At 64.8% G+C, this 15,095-nt stretch carries 19 protein-coding genes; 9 read left to right on the top strand and 10 right to left on the bottom strand.

The genetic code is table 11. The annotated features are described in order from the left end of the window. Positions 1-10 precede the first annotated feature (10 nt). The 8 genes from P9875_RS17110 to P9875_RS17075 form a co-directional block, all read right to left on the bottom strand. Positions 11-997: a FecR domain-containing protein gene (locus P9875_RS17110; RefSeq protein ID WP_278316029.1), complete on the bottom strand. Its 987-nt coding sequence runs from the start codon at positions 995-997 to the stop codon at positions 11-13. Further along, positions 994-1,503, bottom strand: a complete 510-nt coding sequence (locus P9875_RS17105; protein WP_278316028.1) for a sigma-70 family RNA polymerase sigma factor — start codon at positions 1,501-1,503, stop codon at positions 994-996. The genes P9875_RS17110 and P9875_RS17105 overlap by 4 nt, the downstream gene beginning before the upstream one ends. A 118-nt stretch (positions 1,504-1,621) precedes the next feature. Then, the gene (locus tag P9875_RS17100) at positions 1,622-2,827 is read right to left on the bottom strand and encodes a HupE/UreJ family protein (protein WP_278316027.1); all 1,206 of its coding nucleotides are present in this window, start codon (positions 2,825-2,827) and stop codon (positions 1,622-1,624) included. Continuing rightward, positions 2,824-4,035: a hypothetical protein gene (locus tag P9875_RS17095; protein WP_278316026.1), complete on the bottom strand. Its 1,212-nt coding sequence runs from the start codon at positions 4,033-4,035 to the stop codon at positions 2,824-2,826. Before P9875_RS17095 ends, P9875_RS17100 begins: the two co-directional genes overlap by 4 nt. A 63-nt stretch (positions 4,036-4,098) precedes the next feature. Then, complete coding sequence (locus P9875_RS17090) at positions 4,099-4,344, bottom strand: hypothetical protein (protein WP_278316025.1); 246 nt, start codon at positions 4,342-4,344, stop codon at positions 4,099-4,101. A 13-nt stretch (positions 4,345-4,357) separates the two neighbouring features. After that, entirely contained in the window at positions 4,358-5,869 is a 1,512-nt protein-coding gene (locus P9875_RS17085; RefSeq protein ID WP_278316024.1) for a DUF4331 domain-containing protein, read from the bottom strand. 118 nt (positions 5,870-5,987) lie between these two features. Next, positions 5,988-6,635, bottom strand: a complete 648-nt coding sequence (locus tag P9875_RS17080) for a DUF1109 domain-containing protein (protein ID WP_278316023.1) — start codon at positions 6,633-6,635, stop codon at positions 5,988-5,990. After that, positions 6,632-7,216, bottom strand: coding sequence for a sigma-70 family RNA polymerase sigma factor (locus P9875_RS17075; protein ID WP_278316022.1), 585 nt, complete (start codon positions 7,214-7,216; stop codon positions 6,632-6,634). Before P9875_RS17075 ends, P9875_RS17080 begins: the two co-directional genes overlap by 4 nt. A gap of 144 nt (positions 7,217-7,360) precedes the next feature. Between P9875_RS17075 and P9875_RS17070 the strand changes: the two genes are divergently transcribed. The 8 genes from P9875_RS17070 (at position 7,361) to P9875_RS17035 (ending at position 12,804) form a co-directional block, all read left to right on the top strand. Beyond that, positions 7,361-8,167 (top strand): DUF1223 domain-containing protein, encoded by an 807-nt coding sequence (locus tag P9875_RS17070; RefSeq protein WP_278316021.1) that lies wholly within the window; start codon positions 7,361-7,363, stop codon positions 8,165-8,167. Further along, a complete protein-coding gene (locus P9875_RS17065; protein WP_278316020.1) occupies positions 8,167-8,763 on the top strand; it encodes a cytochrome b/b6 domain-containing protein in 597 nt (198 codons plus the stop codon). The genes P9875_RS17070 and P9875_RS17065 overlap by 1 nt, the downstream gene beginning before the upstream one ends. Before the next feature lie 4 nt (positions 8,764-8,767). Then, the gene (locus P9875_RS17060; RefSeq protein ID WP_423221786.1) at positions 8,768-9,544 is read left to right on the top strand and encodes a molybdopterin-dependent oxidoreductase; all 777 of its coding nucleotides are present in this window, start codon (positions 8,768-8,770) and stop codon (positions 9,542-9,544) included. A 190-nt stretch (positions 9,545-9,734) separates the two neighbouring features. Then, positions 9,735-10,037, top strand: a complete 303-nt coding sequence (locus P9875_RS17055) for a pentapeptide MXKDX repeat protein (RefSeq protein WP_278316018.1) — start codon at positions 9,735-9,737, stop codon at positions 10,035-10,037. A gap of 167 nt (positions 10,038-10,204) precedes the next feature. Further along, complete coding sequence (locus P9875_RS17050) at positions 10,205-11,425, top strand: MFS transporter (protein WP_278316017.1); 1,221 nt, start codon at positions 10,205-10,207, stop codon at positions 11,423-11,425. Positions 11,426-11,433: 8 nt separating this feature from the next. Then, positions 11,434-11,586, top strand: a complete 153-nt coding sequence (locus P9875_RS17045; protein ID WP_176389831.1) for a hypothetical protein — start codon at positions 11,434-11,436, stop codon at positions 11,584-11,586. Next, a complete protein-coding gene (locus tag P9875_RS17040; RefSeq protein ID WP_278316016.1) occupies positions 11,586-12,125 on the top strand; it encodes a DUF6714 family protein in 540 nt (179 codons plus the stop codon). Before P9875_RS17045 ends, P9875_RS17040 begins: the two co-directional genes overlap by 1 nt. Next, positions 12,079-12,804 carry a CatA-like O-acetyltransferase gene (locus tag P9875_RS17035; RefSeq protein ID WP_278316015.1) on the top strand — a complete coding sequence of 242 codons (726 nt, stop codon included), beginning with the start codon at positions 12,079-12,081 and terminating at the stop codon, positions 12,802-12,804. The genes P9875_RS17040 and P9875_RS17035 overlap by 47 nt, the downstream gene beginning before the upstream one ends. On the opposite strand, the gene P9875_RS17030 is transcribed toward P9875_RS17035, so the two are convergent. After that, complete coding sequence (locus P9875_RS17030) at positions 12,801-13,559, bottom strand: AraC family transcriptional regulator (protein ID WP_278316014.1); 759 nt, start codon at positions 13,557-13,559, stop codon at positions 12,801-12,803. The genes P9875_RS17035 and P9875_RS17030 overlap by 4 nt on opposite strands. An 85-nt stretch (positions 13,560-13,644) precedes the next feature. Between P9875_RS17030 and P9875_RS17025 the strand changes: the two genes are divergently transcribed. Then, positions 13,645-14,406 (top strand): alpha/beta fold hydrolase, encoded by a 762-nt coding sequence (locus tag P9875_RS17025; protein ID WP_278316013.1) that lies wholly within the window; start codon positions 13,645-13,647, stop codon positions 14,404-14,406. Here the strand turns inward: P9875_RS17025 and P9875_RS17020 are convergent, their stop codons facing one another. After that, complete coding sequence (locus P9875_RS17020) at positions 14,407-15,048, bottom strand: LysE family translocator (protein ID WP_278316012.1); 642 nt, start codon at positions 15,046-15,048, stop codon at positions 14,407-14,409. Positions 15,049-15,095: the final 47 nt, after the last annotated feature.

Genomic DNA, 15,095 nt, shown 5'->3' with positions numbered 1-15,095 from the left:
CATATATTTTTCAGGCGGCGGGGCGCGGCCCCACGCTGACCCAGTAGCGCGTGCGGTAGCGTAGCTGCACTGGCAGGCTGGCGGCCAGGTTGGCCAGCGAGCGGTCCGTGTCGCGCAGCGAATACACGCCCGTCACGCGCAGGCCGGCGATCGATGCGTCGCAGCGCAGCACGCCGTGGCGGTAGCGTCCCAGCTCGGCCAGCAGCTGGTCCAGGCGCATGCGCTCGGCCACCAGGCTGCCATCGGCCCAGGCGGCGGCGCTGTTTTCGACGTTCGTTACGTCTTGCACCACCAGTCGCGTATAGCCGGCCTGCTGGCCCGCCTGCAGGTGTACCGGCGCGGCGTTGTCTTGCGATGGCTGCAGGGCGACTGCGCCCTGGAACACGGCGACACGGCTCTCGCCGTCATCGAGGCGCACGCTAAAACGCGTGCCCAGCGCCGTGGCCGTGCCTTGCGGCGTTGCCACCAGCAGCGGACGGTAGGGGGACGTTGCTTCGTGGGCGCTGGTGACGAGGATGGCGCCCGCGCGCAGCACGATGCGCCGTTCTCCAGCGCTGTACGCCACGTCGATGGCGCTGGCCGTGTCGAGCACCACTTGCGTGCCGTCGGCCAGCGCGATGGCGCGCGTCTCGCCGACAGATGTGCGGTAATCGCTGGCGGCGCGCTGCCACATGTCCGTTTCGTGCGCCAGCAGGGCCGTGCCGCCGCCCGCCGCGATCAGGCCCAGCAGCTGCAAGGCGCGCCGGCGGCCGATGGCATGGCGCGGTGCTGGCGTCAGGGCGCCGCGCGCCACCTCGCGCGGCAGGACCTCGAATTGCCGGGTGAAGCGCTGCAGCCGGGCCCAGGCCCGTTCGTGCTCGGGGTGGGAGGCGCGCCAGGCCGCGCAGGCGTCGGCATCGGCCGCGCTGGCGTCCTCCGCCCACAGCCGCGCCATCCATTCGGCGGCGCGCTGCAGCGCGGCGGGGGCGATGGGCGCGCTATCGAGCTGGGAACTCATGCGAATTGCGCCGCGCAGCAGGCCAGCAAGGCGCGGGCGATGTATTTTTCCACCGACGAGACGGAAACGTCGAGGCGCGCGGCGATGTCGGCGTAGGCCATGCCTTCCAGTTTGCACAGCAAAAAGGCCTCGCGTACCTTATTTGGCAGGCTGGCCAGGATGGCGTCGATTTCCATCAGCGCTTCGACGATCAGCGCGCGCATTTCCGGCGTGGGCGCGGCCGCTTCCGGTTGCGCGGCGATGGCGTCCGCGTAGGCTGACTCGATATGCCGGCGGCGGAACAGGTCCACCACCAGGCCGTTGGCGATCTGCGCCAGGTGCTGGCGCGATTCGTCCGGTTCCGGTGCACGGCCGCGCGCGAGGATGCGCAGATAGGTGTCGTGCGCCAGGTCGGCCGCATCGAAGGCGTTGCCCAATTTACGGCGCAGCCAGCCCTGCAGCCAGCCATGGTGGTCGCTGTAGAGCACTTCGATTTGCCGATGCAGTTCCAGTTCGGGGCGTAGCATGCCACCTTTCCATGCCATGGTCCGCGGGACAGTCCGGCCTTGATGCGATTGAGAATTGTTCGTATTGTAGCCCGATTGCGCGCGCTTGTGGCTCGCTAGTGGCTGTCCAACAACGCCGTCAGGCTGAAATCAGCTTGATATCAGCCACCCGCTCCACCAGCCACACGCAAGCCACCAGCGCGATGGCCAGCGAGCCGACGGTCAGCACTTGCCGGTACAACCACGTCTTGCGCAGCAGCCAGGCGAGGGGCAGGAAGGCGGCGACGATGGCCAGCTGGCCCAGTTCCACGCCCACGTTAAAGCCCAGCAGGCTGGCCAGCAATGAACCCTGCGGCAAGCCCAGGTCGCGCAGCACGCTGGCAAAGCCGAAACCGTGGATCAGGCCAAACGCGAAGGCGGCCACGGGGCGCTTGCCCCGGAACAGCGGCAGCAGATTGTTCAGCGCGGCCAGGATCACGGAGGCGGCGATGGCCGACTCCACCCAGCGCGAGGGCAGCGAGATGAGCGACAGGCTGGCCAGGGTCAATGTGATGGAGTGGGCGAGTGTAAATGCCGTGACGACTTTCAGCACGTCGATGAATGCGCCTCTTAACCCCCAGTTCAAGATCTGGGGTCGGACCCGTCGGGTCCGACCCCGGCTCTCCGTTGCGGGGGGCAACGGATTCTGCGGCACGTTTGAGCGTGTGGACTGGTGGGCTTGAGGTGGCAGCAGCACGGCCGGCAGCAGCAAGGACAGCAAAAACAAAATATGGTCGTAGCCTATCCAGATATGCCAGATGCCGTGCTTGACGTAGGCGCCGAACTGCGCGAGGCGGTCCGGCGCAGCCAGGGAAATCGTCTGGCGCGGGCTGTCCGGGTCAAAGATGGCCGTTTGCGTGGAACCATTGCTATCAATCTTGAACAGTCCCTTGTGCTGCGGATCGAGGTCGGCGAACAGGGTGTAGCCGATGGCGAGACTGGCCGGGGCGGCGCCGGGGCAGCTGGCCTGGAAGCGCAGCACGCTGTAGGCGCCGTCCGTATGATGGTCGATCAGCTGCTCGACGGCTTTCAAAGGGCACACGCCCTGGTCGCTGGCTACCTGCAGGCGCTGCAAGGCGTAGGCGGCGATCGCCTCGTGGCGCGCGCGGATTTCATCCCACGTCAGTGCGCCATCGCCGTTGCCATCGAGGCCGATGGCGAAATCGAGGTCGCGCAGGGCGATATCCCATTGCCCCTCGATCTGCTGGCCGTGCACGGCCAGGCTCACATAACTGTCGCTGGGCTTGTGGGCTTGCGCGGGGGCCAGCCAGGCGCACAGCAGCAGGATGAACAGGCATCGCTTCACAGCACACCTGCCTTCTTCGCAGCACTGATTTTCGCACCATCCTGCGGCCCCAGCTGCCTGACGAGCCGCTGCAGGGCCACGTCTTCCACGCCATTCGCTGTGATCCAGGCCAGCACGGGCTGTGCCGCCGAATAGTTGCGCGCGGCGAGGGCTGCTTCCAGCAGGATGCGCATGTCCGGCACTTCCTTCTGGATGGCCCAGTTTTTCTGCGCCAGTTGCAGGGCGGCCGGCACATCCTGTTGCACAAACAGGGCGAAACGGGCTTGCTCGCGCTGGTGCACGGTGTCGCCGCGCTGCATGGCGGCGTTGAAGCGGGCCGCCAGTTCCGCCTTCGCCGCCAGGAAGGCTGGCTGCTGGCCGGGCAGCGCCTGCAGGGCGAGCGCGTAACGCAGCAGCAGGGCGTCGATGCGCTGCTGCTCTTTCAATAGTTTGACGACTTCCTGCGGGCGCTGGCGGTCGAGCAGGAAATCCGCGTAGGCGCCCAGCAGATAGCTGTCGCGCGGCTGCTGCGCCAGCGCCCTGGTGTAGCGCGCTTCGGCCAGCGCTGATTCTCCGCGCCGCGTGGCCATTTCCGCCAGCAGGGTTGCGGCCCAGCTTTCCAGGTCGGGCGCCGCGCCGGCGCTTCTTTGCAGGGTCAGCTCCAGCAATCGCTCGCTGCTCGCGGCGCGGCCCGTGACGCTGGCGATATTGGCAAGGCAAGTGACGGTGACCAGCTGCGTCGTCAAGGCCGACAGGCGGGCGCAGCTGGCGGTCGCCTGGGTGTAGTCGCCCTGCACGGTGAGGACTGTCGCGCGCGTCAGCCAGGCCTGGCCGTTTTGCGGCTGCTGCGCGATGACGGCGTCGAGATCCTGCAGCGCGGGGCCGAAATGGTGGGTGCTTTGCAAAATGGTGGCGCGCAGCAAACGCACGGGGACGGGCGGCGCCGCTTGCCGCCACCAGGGCGCCAGCGCCGCTTGCGCATAACCGAGGTAACGCGGGTCCGTTTCGCTGCGCGCCAGGGCAATGTAGCGCTGCGCCAGGCCGCTGGCCAGGGCCAGGTCTTGCGGGGTGGTATTCAATTGCTGGCGCAAGGCGCGCAGTTCAAGTTGCGTGGCGTCGGCGCGGCGCGGCAGCTGTTCGATGACGGCGCCGCCATCTTTCGGCGTGTAGGGCGCGGCCCATGCCAGCAAGGGCAGGCAGGCGCACAACAGGGAAATCGGTGTTTTCATCGTGGACGCCATCGACGGTGATTGGTATAGGCGCCGGAGAGCTCACTCGCCGGCGCCCGCACGTTACAGTGGTACCGGCTCCGTATTTTCCGGAGACGTCGCCATGATGGCGTCGATGCCCACGCCATCCTTGTCATCGCTGGTGGTCAGGATGACGTTGCTGACGGCCACATAAAATGCGTCGAGCAGTACGACGGGAGGGGGATTGACGCCACCGCTATCGCCGCCGTGGCTGCTGCTGCCGCCGCCACCGCAGCCGGCCAGCAAGGCCGTGAGCGCCAGGGCGCCGCATGCATAGAGCTTTTTCATCGCATTCTCCTGGTTACAACTGCGGCGAACCGGCCACGGGATTTTTCAGGTAGGGGAAGCCTGCCGTGAACGACGTTTCGTCGAGGAAGGCGCCGTCCGTGAAGTGCAGGCCGCCGGCCGGTGCGTCGGCCGGGGCGCAGCCGATGTTCAGGGTGCACAGTTTGCCCATGGCCACGCGCAGCACCACGTCCACCACGTCGTCGCCGGGGCGGCGGCCGTTCGGGAAGCCCGCGTTATCGCCGCCGATGACGCCGAGGCGGTTTTGCGCACCGACGTTGGTGGCCGCGATCGAGGTGTTCAAGCGCAGCATTTCGGACGCCGTCACGGTGACGGGCTGGTTCACGCCCTTGATGCCCGTCAAAAAGGTGGCCACCAGGTCGTTGCGGGGGAAGTTGGTGGGCGCCTTGGCGCCGGCCGAGCCGTACAGCACTTCCACCAGGGCTGGCGCCGTGGGGTTGGTGACGTAGTCGGCAAATTGCGCGTCGCCCGACGGCTTGCTGGCGTTGAAGCGGTCCTTGTCCTTCAGGCCGATCACCAGTTCATTTACCAGCGGCATGCCCAGGCGCGACACTTGCACCCACGCGCCGCCTTCCTTCGACGCCGCCGTGGCCGTGCCGGGAGCCGGGTTCAGCAAGCGGCCCTGGCGCAGGCTGGCCGTGGTCCAGCCGCCGATGACGGGGTCGGCGCCGGCGGTCAGGCAGGCGGTCGGCACTTCCATCTCGATGGCCGTGACGTTTTTCTTCGCCAGGTCATCCTTGGCAGCGGACTCCGCATTCGCGGCAAACTCCGTGGCGGGCGCCTTGATGTTGATCAAGTCGAACGTTTCGCCCAGGTTGACCACGAACGGGTCCTTGCGCTGGCCGACGAACATGCGCGCCGGCGTGGCGCAGCCGGGAATGTTGACGGCGTACACATGCTGCGCCGCATACGCGGCGTAGTTGGGGATGGCCTTGTTGCCGATATTGTCGACGGGCTTGTCGAAGGTCGTGCCGCCGCCGCTGGCGTTGGTCACGCTGCTGCGCGTGCCCGTGCGGCGGTCGCCCCGCACCACCGTCACGCTGTAGGTTTCGCGCACGTTCAGGCCGGCCGGGTTGACGGAATCAATGGCGCCGCCGTTGATGACGAGCGGAATCGAGACTTTCTTGCCGCCCACGGTGAACTGGCCATCCTTGATGGTGTTGGTGAAGCGGAACTGGAAGGTGAGGTCTTCCTTGCCGTCGCCATTGTTGTCGATATGGATTTCGTACAGCGCGTTCGGGTCCATGGCGAAATAGTTCGGGCCGCCGTAGGCGTCTTGCAGGGGAATATAGTCGGCCACCAGCGTGGTGTAGGCGCCGCGCCCCGTTTCATAGCTGCGGAACATATAGAAGTCGGTGGCGTCGACTTTGGGGTTTTGCGTGATGAACGGCGCTTCACGGTGGCTGGAAGCGTAGGCGGCTGGCGCGATGGCCAAAGTGAAGGAAACGGCGAGCAGGTTGCCCAGGAGTGCGGCGCCCAGTGCGGTTTTCGAGTGTAACAATGACATTTCGATTCTCCCGATTTTTGTTAGCGTTGACAGACAAGTCCAAGAAACTGCAGGCTGCCTGACTTGTACGCACGGGGAAAGAAAACGGATTCACTGCCTGAAAAAGAATGTCATTGCCTTACCAGGCCAGCACTTTGGGACCGATGGCCGCGCCGATGGCGGTCGGCACCAGTATGCCCAGCACGTACCAGAAGCCGACGAAGCTGGCCGCCAGTTCCGGGCAATGCAGGCAATACACGAGCGCTGCCATGGCGCCAGCGGCAAAGCCGGCGGCCGCGCCGGCCAGGCGCAAGCGCGTGGGCGCCAGCTGGCGCATCAGGCGCAGCACGGCGGCCAGGATGGGCAAGGAGAGGGTGGCGATCAGCAAGGGACAGCTGCGCCAGGTGGCGCCCCAGAACAGTTCCGCCCGTTGTCCGGGCGGCGCTTCGCTCAGAACGATGGCGCCCAGCGCCCACATCAGCAGCATGGGTATGGCGAGCAGCAGGGGCAGGGCGCGGGTGGCGGCGCCCGGCACGCACAGGCGGCGGCTGACATGCCAGGCCGCCAGGGAGAGGCAGATGACGAAACCGACCTTGATCCAGAAGTCGGGCAGCAGGGCCAGCTGTTCCAGATTGGGCCGCACGCCCAGCAGCATGGCCATCAGCGCCACGCTGGCCAGCAGCCCGGCGCCCAACGTGGACGCGGCGCGCCAGTGCGTGCCCGGGGGCTGCGCGGCCGCCACGTCGGGGCCGCTGGCCAGCATGGTGATCAAGTCATCGGTTTTCATGGTGTCGTTATCCTCAAGTTGGTTGCCAGTGCTTTCAAGCCGCGATGCACGGCCACTTTGACGCTGGCTTCCGAAATGCCCATGGCGGCCGCCGTGTCGCGCACGGACCAGCCGTCGAGCTTGGTGTGCACGATGGCGTCGCGCTGCTGCGCGGGCAAGCTGGCCAGCAGCTTGGCCAGGTCGCGGCTGGCTTCGGCCGCCTCCGCGTCGGCGCTGGAAAACAGTTCCTGCGCGCTATCTTCTTCGTCGTACGGCAAGTGCTGCGCCTCGCGCCGCCCATGCCGGCGCAGCCAGTCGATCAACTTATAGCGCGCAATCGCATGAATCCACGACGTCAGCGGCACCCCCGTGTCATAGGTCAACCGCTGGTTGTGGATGGCCAGCAGACACTCCTGCACCAGGTCTTCCACGTCGTCCGGCCAGCGCTGCAGGCGTTTGCGCAGGAACGCGCGCAAATGGCCGCTGGTGGCTTGCAAGAAACTGCGGTAAGCCGCCGCATCGCCATCGAGTCCGCGCAGCATCAAGCCATGCAGCCGCAGTTCCGTGCCATGCAGCTGTTCGCTTACAGGTATTCGTTGCATGCAGGCCTTTGGTGACAGGCGTTGAAAAAAATAAATTCAAAAATAATGGAGGGTGGCTGTAACCAATCCGGCCATCGCGGCGAATTGACAGGCAAGCACGTTTCTTCATTCACGCTTCTTATTTCAATATACCGGGTAACGACCATGGACATCAAGCACCGCCTTGCAACACTGCTTTTACCCGTGCTGGGCACGGTCGTGGCATCCCCGGCCATGGCGCAAATGGCGGCCGGCCAGCGCTGCGCCGTGCAAAGCGGGCCGCAGACGGCGGCGCTGGTGGAGCTGTACAGCAGCGAAGGCTGTTCCAGCTGCCCGCCCGCCGACCAGCGCCTGAGCGCCTTGCGCAAGGAAGCGGGAGCGGCCAGCCTGATCGTGCCGCTGGCCTTGCACGTCACCTACTGGGACCAGATCGGCTGGACGGATCCGCTGGCGCAGGCGCAATTCGACGCGCGCCAGGCTGAATTGCTGCGCCACCAGCCGCGCCACGTGGCCTACACGCCGCAGTTTTTTGTGGGCGGCACGGAATTGCGCAGCTGGGATACGCAACTGCCGGCCGCCATCCGCCGCATCAACGCCACCGCCGCGCCCCTCAAGATTGACCTGTCCGCCACGCCGGGGCCGGGTAGCAAGCTGCTGCTGGAAGCTGATGCCAGCGCGCCGGACGCGCGGACGGGCGGCCAGCTGTACGTGGCCATCAGCGAAAGCGCGATCGTCTCGAAAGTGCTGCGCGGCGAAAACCGCGGCGCCACCCTGCGGCACGATGCGGCCGTGCGCCTGTGGTTGGGACCGGTTGCGCTGGCGCAAGGCCGCGCCCAGTTGCGCCGAGAAGTCAACCTGCCCGCCAGCTGGCGTCCGGAGCAGCTGCAAGTGGTCGCCTTCGTGCAGCGGGCCGACAGCAGCGCCATCCTGCAAGCCGTCAGCACCGCATCCTGCGCGAAGGGAGCGATGTGATGAACGGACAAGCAAACGTGATCCACCCCGCCTGGCTGCGCATCACGCACTGGCTCAATGCCGTGGCCGTGGTCGTGCTGGCCACCAGCGGCTGGCGCATTTATAACGCGGCGCAATTCTTCCCGTTCGAACTGCCGCGCGCGCTGACCCTGGGCGGCTGGCTCGGCGGCGCGCTGCAATGGCATTTTGCCGCCATGTGGCTGCTGGTGGCCAATGGCTTGCTGTATCTGATTATCAATATCGTCTCGGGACGGCTGCGGCGCCAGTTCTTTCCCCTGTCGCCGCGCCTGCTGCTGGCCGATTTCGCCGCCGCGCTGAAGGGCAAGCTGGCGCATGCCGACCCGCGTCACTACAACATGGTGCAGCGCGCCGCCTACCTGTTCGTCATGCTTGACTGCATCGTGCTGGTGTTGTCCGGCCTGGTGCTGTGGAAGTCCGTGCAATTTCCCCTCCTGCGCGAGCTGATGGGCGGCTACGAAAGCGCGCGCAGAGTCCACTTCATCGCCATGGCGCTGCTGACGGGCTTTGTCGGCGTGCACTTGCTGATGGTGGCGCTGGTGCCGCGCACCCTGGTCGCCATGCTGCGCGGCCGCTAAGGAGATGATCATGAAAAAAACCATCCTCGTGCCAAGGCAGGGCCAGGCCATGCTGGCCGACGCCTTGCGCCAGATCAAGCAGCCGTCGCGCCGTTTGTTCCTGCAGCGCAGTTTGACCCTGGGTGGCCTGTCCTTGCTGACGGGATGCAACGCCAGCGACCCGTCCGCCATCGAGACAGCCTTGACGGCGGTGTCGCGCATGAATGACACGGTGCAAGGCTGGCTGTTCGACCCGAGCAAGCTGGCGCCCACGTATCCCGATTCCATGATCACGCGGCCGTTTCCATTCAACGCGTATTACGGCGAGGATGAAGTGGAAGAGGTCGACGGCGACGCCTGGCGCCTGGAGTTGAGCGGCTTGATCGCCGACAAAAAGCCGTGGACCCTGCCGCAGCTGCGCGCCTTGCCGCAGGAAACGCAGGTGACGCGCCACATTTGCGTGGAAGGCTGGAGCGCCATCGGCAAGTGGGGCGGCGTGCCGTTTTCCCACTTCCTGAAGCGGGTCGGCGCCGACACGACGGCGAAATACATCGGCTTCAAGTGCGCCGACGATTATTTTACGAGCATCGACATGGCCACGGCCCTGCATCCGCAAACCATCATGGCCCTGACGTATGACGGCCAGGAATTGCCGCCCAAGTATGGCTATCCGATGAAATTGCGTATGCCGACCAAGCTGGGCTACAAGAATCCCAAGCACATCCAGGCGATTTTCGTCACGAATTCCTACCCGGGAGGGTATTGGGAGAATCAGGGATACAACTGGTTCGGCGGCTCTTAGGAAGACCGGGGAGCCGGCCAGTGCGGCGTTGCATTGCCTTGTCGTACTAATCGTACTGCCTGCGGCAATGCGCCTGGCCCTGACCACCTCCCGGCCTTCCTGTTATTTAGCAGCAAGCATCACCCGTAGCACAGCAACAGCTTTACCACCGGGCAATCTCGCCCATACAACCCAGAGACAAGGACATATCATGAAAACCAGCATCACCGCCATCATCGCTTCCGCCATCCTCATGTCGGGCGCCGCTTTCGCCCAGGACGCCATGAAAAAAGATGCCATGGCCAAGGACGCTTCGGCCGACGCCATGCACAAGGATGCGATGGGCAAGGACGGCATGAAGAAGCCGATGGCCAAGAAGCACATGAAGAAGGATCACATGGCCAAGGATGGCATGGCAAAAGATGCCATGGCGAAAGACGGCATGGCCAAGGGCGAGATGAAAAAGGATGAAATGAAAAAGGATGGCATGGCCAAGGATGCGATGGCCAAGTAAGGTGGAAGCCCGGCGCCGTCAACGTGATGGCGCCGGGCCTGGTTTGCGCTCCCCCTGCGTTTGCGTCAGACCAATCTTGCAATAATATTATTCTTGCTACGCTTCAAGATGCGAAGTTGCCAATTGGTGTAAGCTGGCTGTCTCGCGTTTTCCCCGCTTGCAGAATCATGAACGAACCATCGCTTGCCGCGCTGTCCCCCGAAGCACCTCCCTCCGACAAACCGATCCGCCGCCGCTCGCTGTTCGCCGCCTGCAGCGCGCATGCCGTGCATGACGGCTTGACGGACGTGATCTATGTACTGCTGCCCATCTGGCAGGCGCAGTTTGCCATCAGCTATGCCATGGTGGGCCTGCTGCGGGGATCGTACTCGGGCATGATGGCCGGTTTTCAGCTGCTGGCCAGCCGCATGGCCAGGCGCTGGGGACGCGAACGCCTGCTGGTGGGCGGCACGGCGCTGGCCGGCGTCGCCTACCTGGTCGCGGGGCAGGCGGGCGGCCTGGCCGTGCTGCTGTTCGCCTTGCTGCTGGGCGGCCTGGGCGCCAGCACCCAGCATCCGCTGGCCTCGTCCATCGTCACGGACACACACGAGGCGGGCGGCGGCGTGAAGGAAGCGCTGTCGCACTACAACTTTGCCGGCGATATCGGCAAGACCCTGATACCCGCGCTGGTGGGCTTGCTGTTATTGGTCTGCAGCTGGCAAGCCAGCGTCTCGCTGCTGGGCTTGCTGGGGCTGGCGGCGGCCGGCTTGCTGTGGTGGCTGCTGCCCAAGCCCGGCGACATACAGGCCAGCCAGAAAAAAGTAAGCAAGCCCATTGCGGGCAATGGTTCGCACGCGAGTTTCCGCGCCTTGCTGGCCACGGGCACCCTGGACAGCGCCGTGCGCATGGGTTTTCTCACCTTTTTGCCATTCCTGCTGAAAAGCAAGGGTGCGGGCACGGCCGGCATCGGCGTGGCTTTGTCCTTGCTGTTCGTGGGCGGCGCCTTCGGCAAGCTGCTGTGCGGCTATCTGGGCGCGCGCATCGGCATGATGAAGACCGTGTGGCTGACGGAATCGATGACCTCGCTGCTGATCGTGCTGGCCCTGTGGCTGCCGCTGGCCGGCGTCATGGCCATGCTGCCCCTGCTGGGGCTGGCGCTGAACGGCACCTCGTCCGTGTTGTACGGCGCCGTGCCGGAACTGGCTGAGCCCGGCAAGCGCGAACACGCATTTGCCCTGTTCTACACGGGCAGCATCGGCGGCGGGGCGCTGTCGCCCGTGCTGTTCGGCGCGCTGGGCGACCATACGAGCGTGCCGACGGCCTTGCTGGCGCTGGCGGCCGTGTTGCTGCTGACTTTACCGCTGGCGTGGAAAGTGCAGCGGGGCCTGGCGCACGGTGCCGCCACATGACACCACGCATGACGCTGCCATTGCCGCGCGATAAACACGATACGCAGCATGCCTTGAACGGGGAATTGACCCGCTTCGCCCTGACGCCAACGCCTGGTGAGGTGGAAGAGGGCGTGGCCGAGGTGGCACGGGCGATTTTGGGGATATCCAAGGATTTTTAATGAATTGTTCAGATAATGTATCGACGGACGCGGCCAGCCTGATTGCCTGCATTGAACGCGCGTTCGCTGGTACGCAGCGCCCGGAAACATCTTTGCGTCAATTTCTCTTGACGGATCAATACGGTATGTCGGAGGACATCAGCGAGAGGGAATGGGTTGCGAGCGGCAAGGATCGAGTCGATTCGATCTGGCAAGAGATTCCCGATGCTGAAATCGAGGAGGGCGAAGGTTTGCTCGCCCATATGGAGGCTGAGGAATTTCTGTATTACTTGCCGGCATACATGCGCTACGCTGTGGCATATCAGCATCGGACAAGCTGGGAGACTGATGTGCTCGGAATGACAGTGCATGCGCTTTCACCGTCTGAACGGAACCGGGATTCGCGCGCGTATGCGATCGCGAAGTACGCCGGCTTCAATGCGGCGCAAAGACAGGCCGTCGTGCAATTCCTGACGTTTGTCGTACAGGTGGATGAGAGCCTGTCTGGACAGTATGCCCTGGCCGCCCTGGCAGATTACTGGCAAGCCGATACGGCGTGACTTGCCCGCCAGCACCACCATCGTCTACACTCGCCGCATGAAAAATTTTGAAAAGCGGCGCGACCGCTATGACTTGTTCCGGGCGTTCGATAATCCCCTCGTCAACATCAACTTCCAGCTCGACGTGCCAGATTTCCGGCCGTGGTGCAAGGAACGGAAAATCCCCGTATTCCACTTTTTCCTGTTCTGCCTGCTCAATACGGTCAGGGAAATCGACAACTTCATGTACCGCATCTACCAGGGCGAAGTGATACGCATCGACGATTTTCCCGCCTCGTACACCGTCATCAACGGCGATGAGAACCTCAACTACACGCGTTTCACGATGACGGACCAGCTCGATGTATTCATCGCACGCAGCCTGGAAGCCAAGCGCCTGGCCGAAGCCAGCTCCGCGCTGATCAACACAGGTGACGGAGAGACCGAGCGCGAGCAGCGCAACAATATTTTCATCACCTGCCTGCCATGGCTGGAACTGGCGGCCATCGAGCACCCGATCTACCGCCACCGCAATGCCGACATCCCGACCTTTACCTGGGGCAAGTTCGGCCCCGCGCAGGACGATGGCCGCATGCGGATACCGTTTTCCGCGCAAGCCCACCATGGCTTTGTCGATGGCTACCATGTGCAGAAACTGGCGCAGGCGCTGGCGCGGCGCATCGCCGCCATCATTGCCTAGTCCAGATACTCGCTGGGCGCCTGGCCCAGCACGCGGCGGAAGGCGGCCGTGAAGGCGCTGGGGCTGGCATAGCCGAGGTCGAGCGCCACGCGCGTAACGGCTTGCCCGTCGGCCAGCCGCGTGATGGCCGCTAGCAGGCACGCTTGCTGGCGCCATTGGGCAAAGGCGAGGCCCGTCTGGGCGCGGAATTGCCGCGTAAAGGTGCGCCGGCTCATGCCGGCTTGCGCCGCCATCGCATCCAGGCTGCGGTCCAAAGTCGGTTGCCGTAGAAATTCCGTGCACAGCCGCGCCAGCCGGGGTTCCTGCGGCAGGGGCGCGCTCAGGGGCAGGGGCTGGGCGGCGGCAATCTCATCAAGCAGCAAGGCCATCAGTCGTCCGGCCCGCGATTGTTCCGCATACAGGGCCTCCACGGTCACGGCCTCGGCCAGCAACTGGCGCAGCAGCGGCGAGGCGTCCAGCACCTGGCAGTGGGGCGGCAAGCCGGCACCGTCGATGGCGGCTGCGTCGATAAACACGTTGTGCATGGTCACGGCGCCATGCATGCGCATGCCGTGGACGAGCTGGGCCGGTACCCAGCAAGCCCGTTGCGGCGGCACCAGCCAGTTGCCTTGCGGCGTGTGCACGCTGATGACACCGCGCGCCGCATACGCAAATTGCCCTCGCGCATGGCTGTGGCTGGGAAAGACGGCATCAGCCGCATAGTCGCGCGCCGTGGCGATCAAGGGGCGCGGCACTTCCGTATAAAAATCATCCATGGCCCATACTCTACAGTATTTGACCTGGCATCGAAGGCGGGCCGCTCGCTGGCCGCTTACCATTGACTCTTTTTCAGGAGTGAACATGCACAATACCTATCACCGCGTGGGCCATGGTCCCCACGCCATCATCGTTTTGCACGGCTGGTTTGGCGACGCGCGGGCGTTCGAACCGATGGAAGCGGCCCTCGATGGTGCCAGTTTCAGCTATGTCTTCATGGACAATCGCGGCTATGGCGGCATGCTTGGCGCGGCAGGAGCGTACTCGATTGACGAGGTCGCGCGCGACGCGCTGGCGCTGGCCGATGCGCTCGGTTTTGCGACGTTCAGCGTGGTGGGCCATTCCATGGGCGGCATGGCGCTGGAACGGCTGGCCTTGCTGGCGCCCTTGCGCCTGCGCAAACTGGTGGCCGTGGCGCCCGTGCCCAGCTGCGGCGTGGCCTTCGATGCGGCAGCCCGCGCGACGTTTCTCGCGGCCGCTGATAGCATGGCGGCGCGGCGCGCCATCATCGATCGCAGCACGGGCGGGCGCTTGCCCGCCGCCTGGCTGGACTGGAAGGCGCAATACTCTTGGGAACGGTCGGATCCAGCCGCGTTTGCCGCGTATTTCCTCGCGTGGAGCGGGACGGATTTTAGTGAAGAAATCAAGGCGGCGCGCGTGGCATTGCCCTTGCTGGCGCTGGTGGGGGAGCATGACCCCCGTTTCGATGCGGCCCTGATGCGCCGCACGTATCTGGCGTGGTACCCGCAAGCCCGGCTGGAGGTGCTGGGCAATGCGGGACACTATCCGATGAATGAAACGCCGCTGGCCCTGGCGGCCAGCATCGAGACATTTTTACGACAGTAGTTACGCGGCCTTGCTGCGCAGGCGCAGCAGGCTCAGGCCCAGCAAGACGAAGGCGCCGCCCGTGATGCGGTTGAACAGCTTGGCCCGGCCCGGCGTGGCCAGCTGGGTTTTCAGCAGGCGCGCCAGGTTGGCATAGAACAAGTGGGCCAGCATTGCGCAGGCGACAAACGAGGTCGTCAGCACGGTGAACTGGATGGCCACCGGTTCGCCCGGGGTGATGAATTGCGGGAACAGTGCCGAGAAGAACAGGATGGCTTTCGGATTGGTCAGCGCCACCGTCAAGCCCTGGCGGAACAGTTTCCAGAACGAATTAGGATTCGCCGCGCCGGCCACCACGGGCGCATCGGCCACGACGCTGGTCCTGCTGCGCCATTGCTTGATGCCCAGGTACACCAGGTACAGGGCGCCAGCCAGTTTCAGCAGCATGAAGGCCGTGGCCGAAGTGGCCAGCACGACGCCCATGCCGGCCATGGCCACGCCGGAAATGATGAACAGGCCAAAACCATTGCCCATGCTGCTGATCATCGCGCGGCGGGGGCCGACGGCGATAGCATTCGAGATAGCCAGCAAGACGGCCGGGCCGGGAGAAAACGTGACGAGCAGGGCGACGCTGCAGAAAAGCAGCCAGTTCGAGAGATGCATGGGTGTTCCTGGGTGGGGCCGAAGCCGGATTGAGAGTCAAAACACCT

It is taken from the genome of Janthinobacterium rivuli (genome assembly GCF_029690045.1).
Lineage (GTDB): Bacteria > Pseudomonadota > Gammaproteobacteria > Burkholderiales > Burkholderiaceae_D > Janthinobacterium > Janthinobacterium rivuli.
Note: the sequence above shows the minus strand (reverse complement) of the source record. Positions and strands in the feature narration are given on the sequence as shown.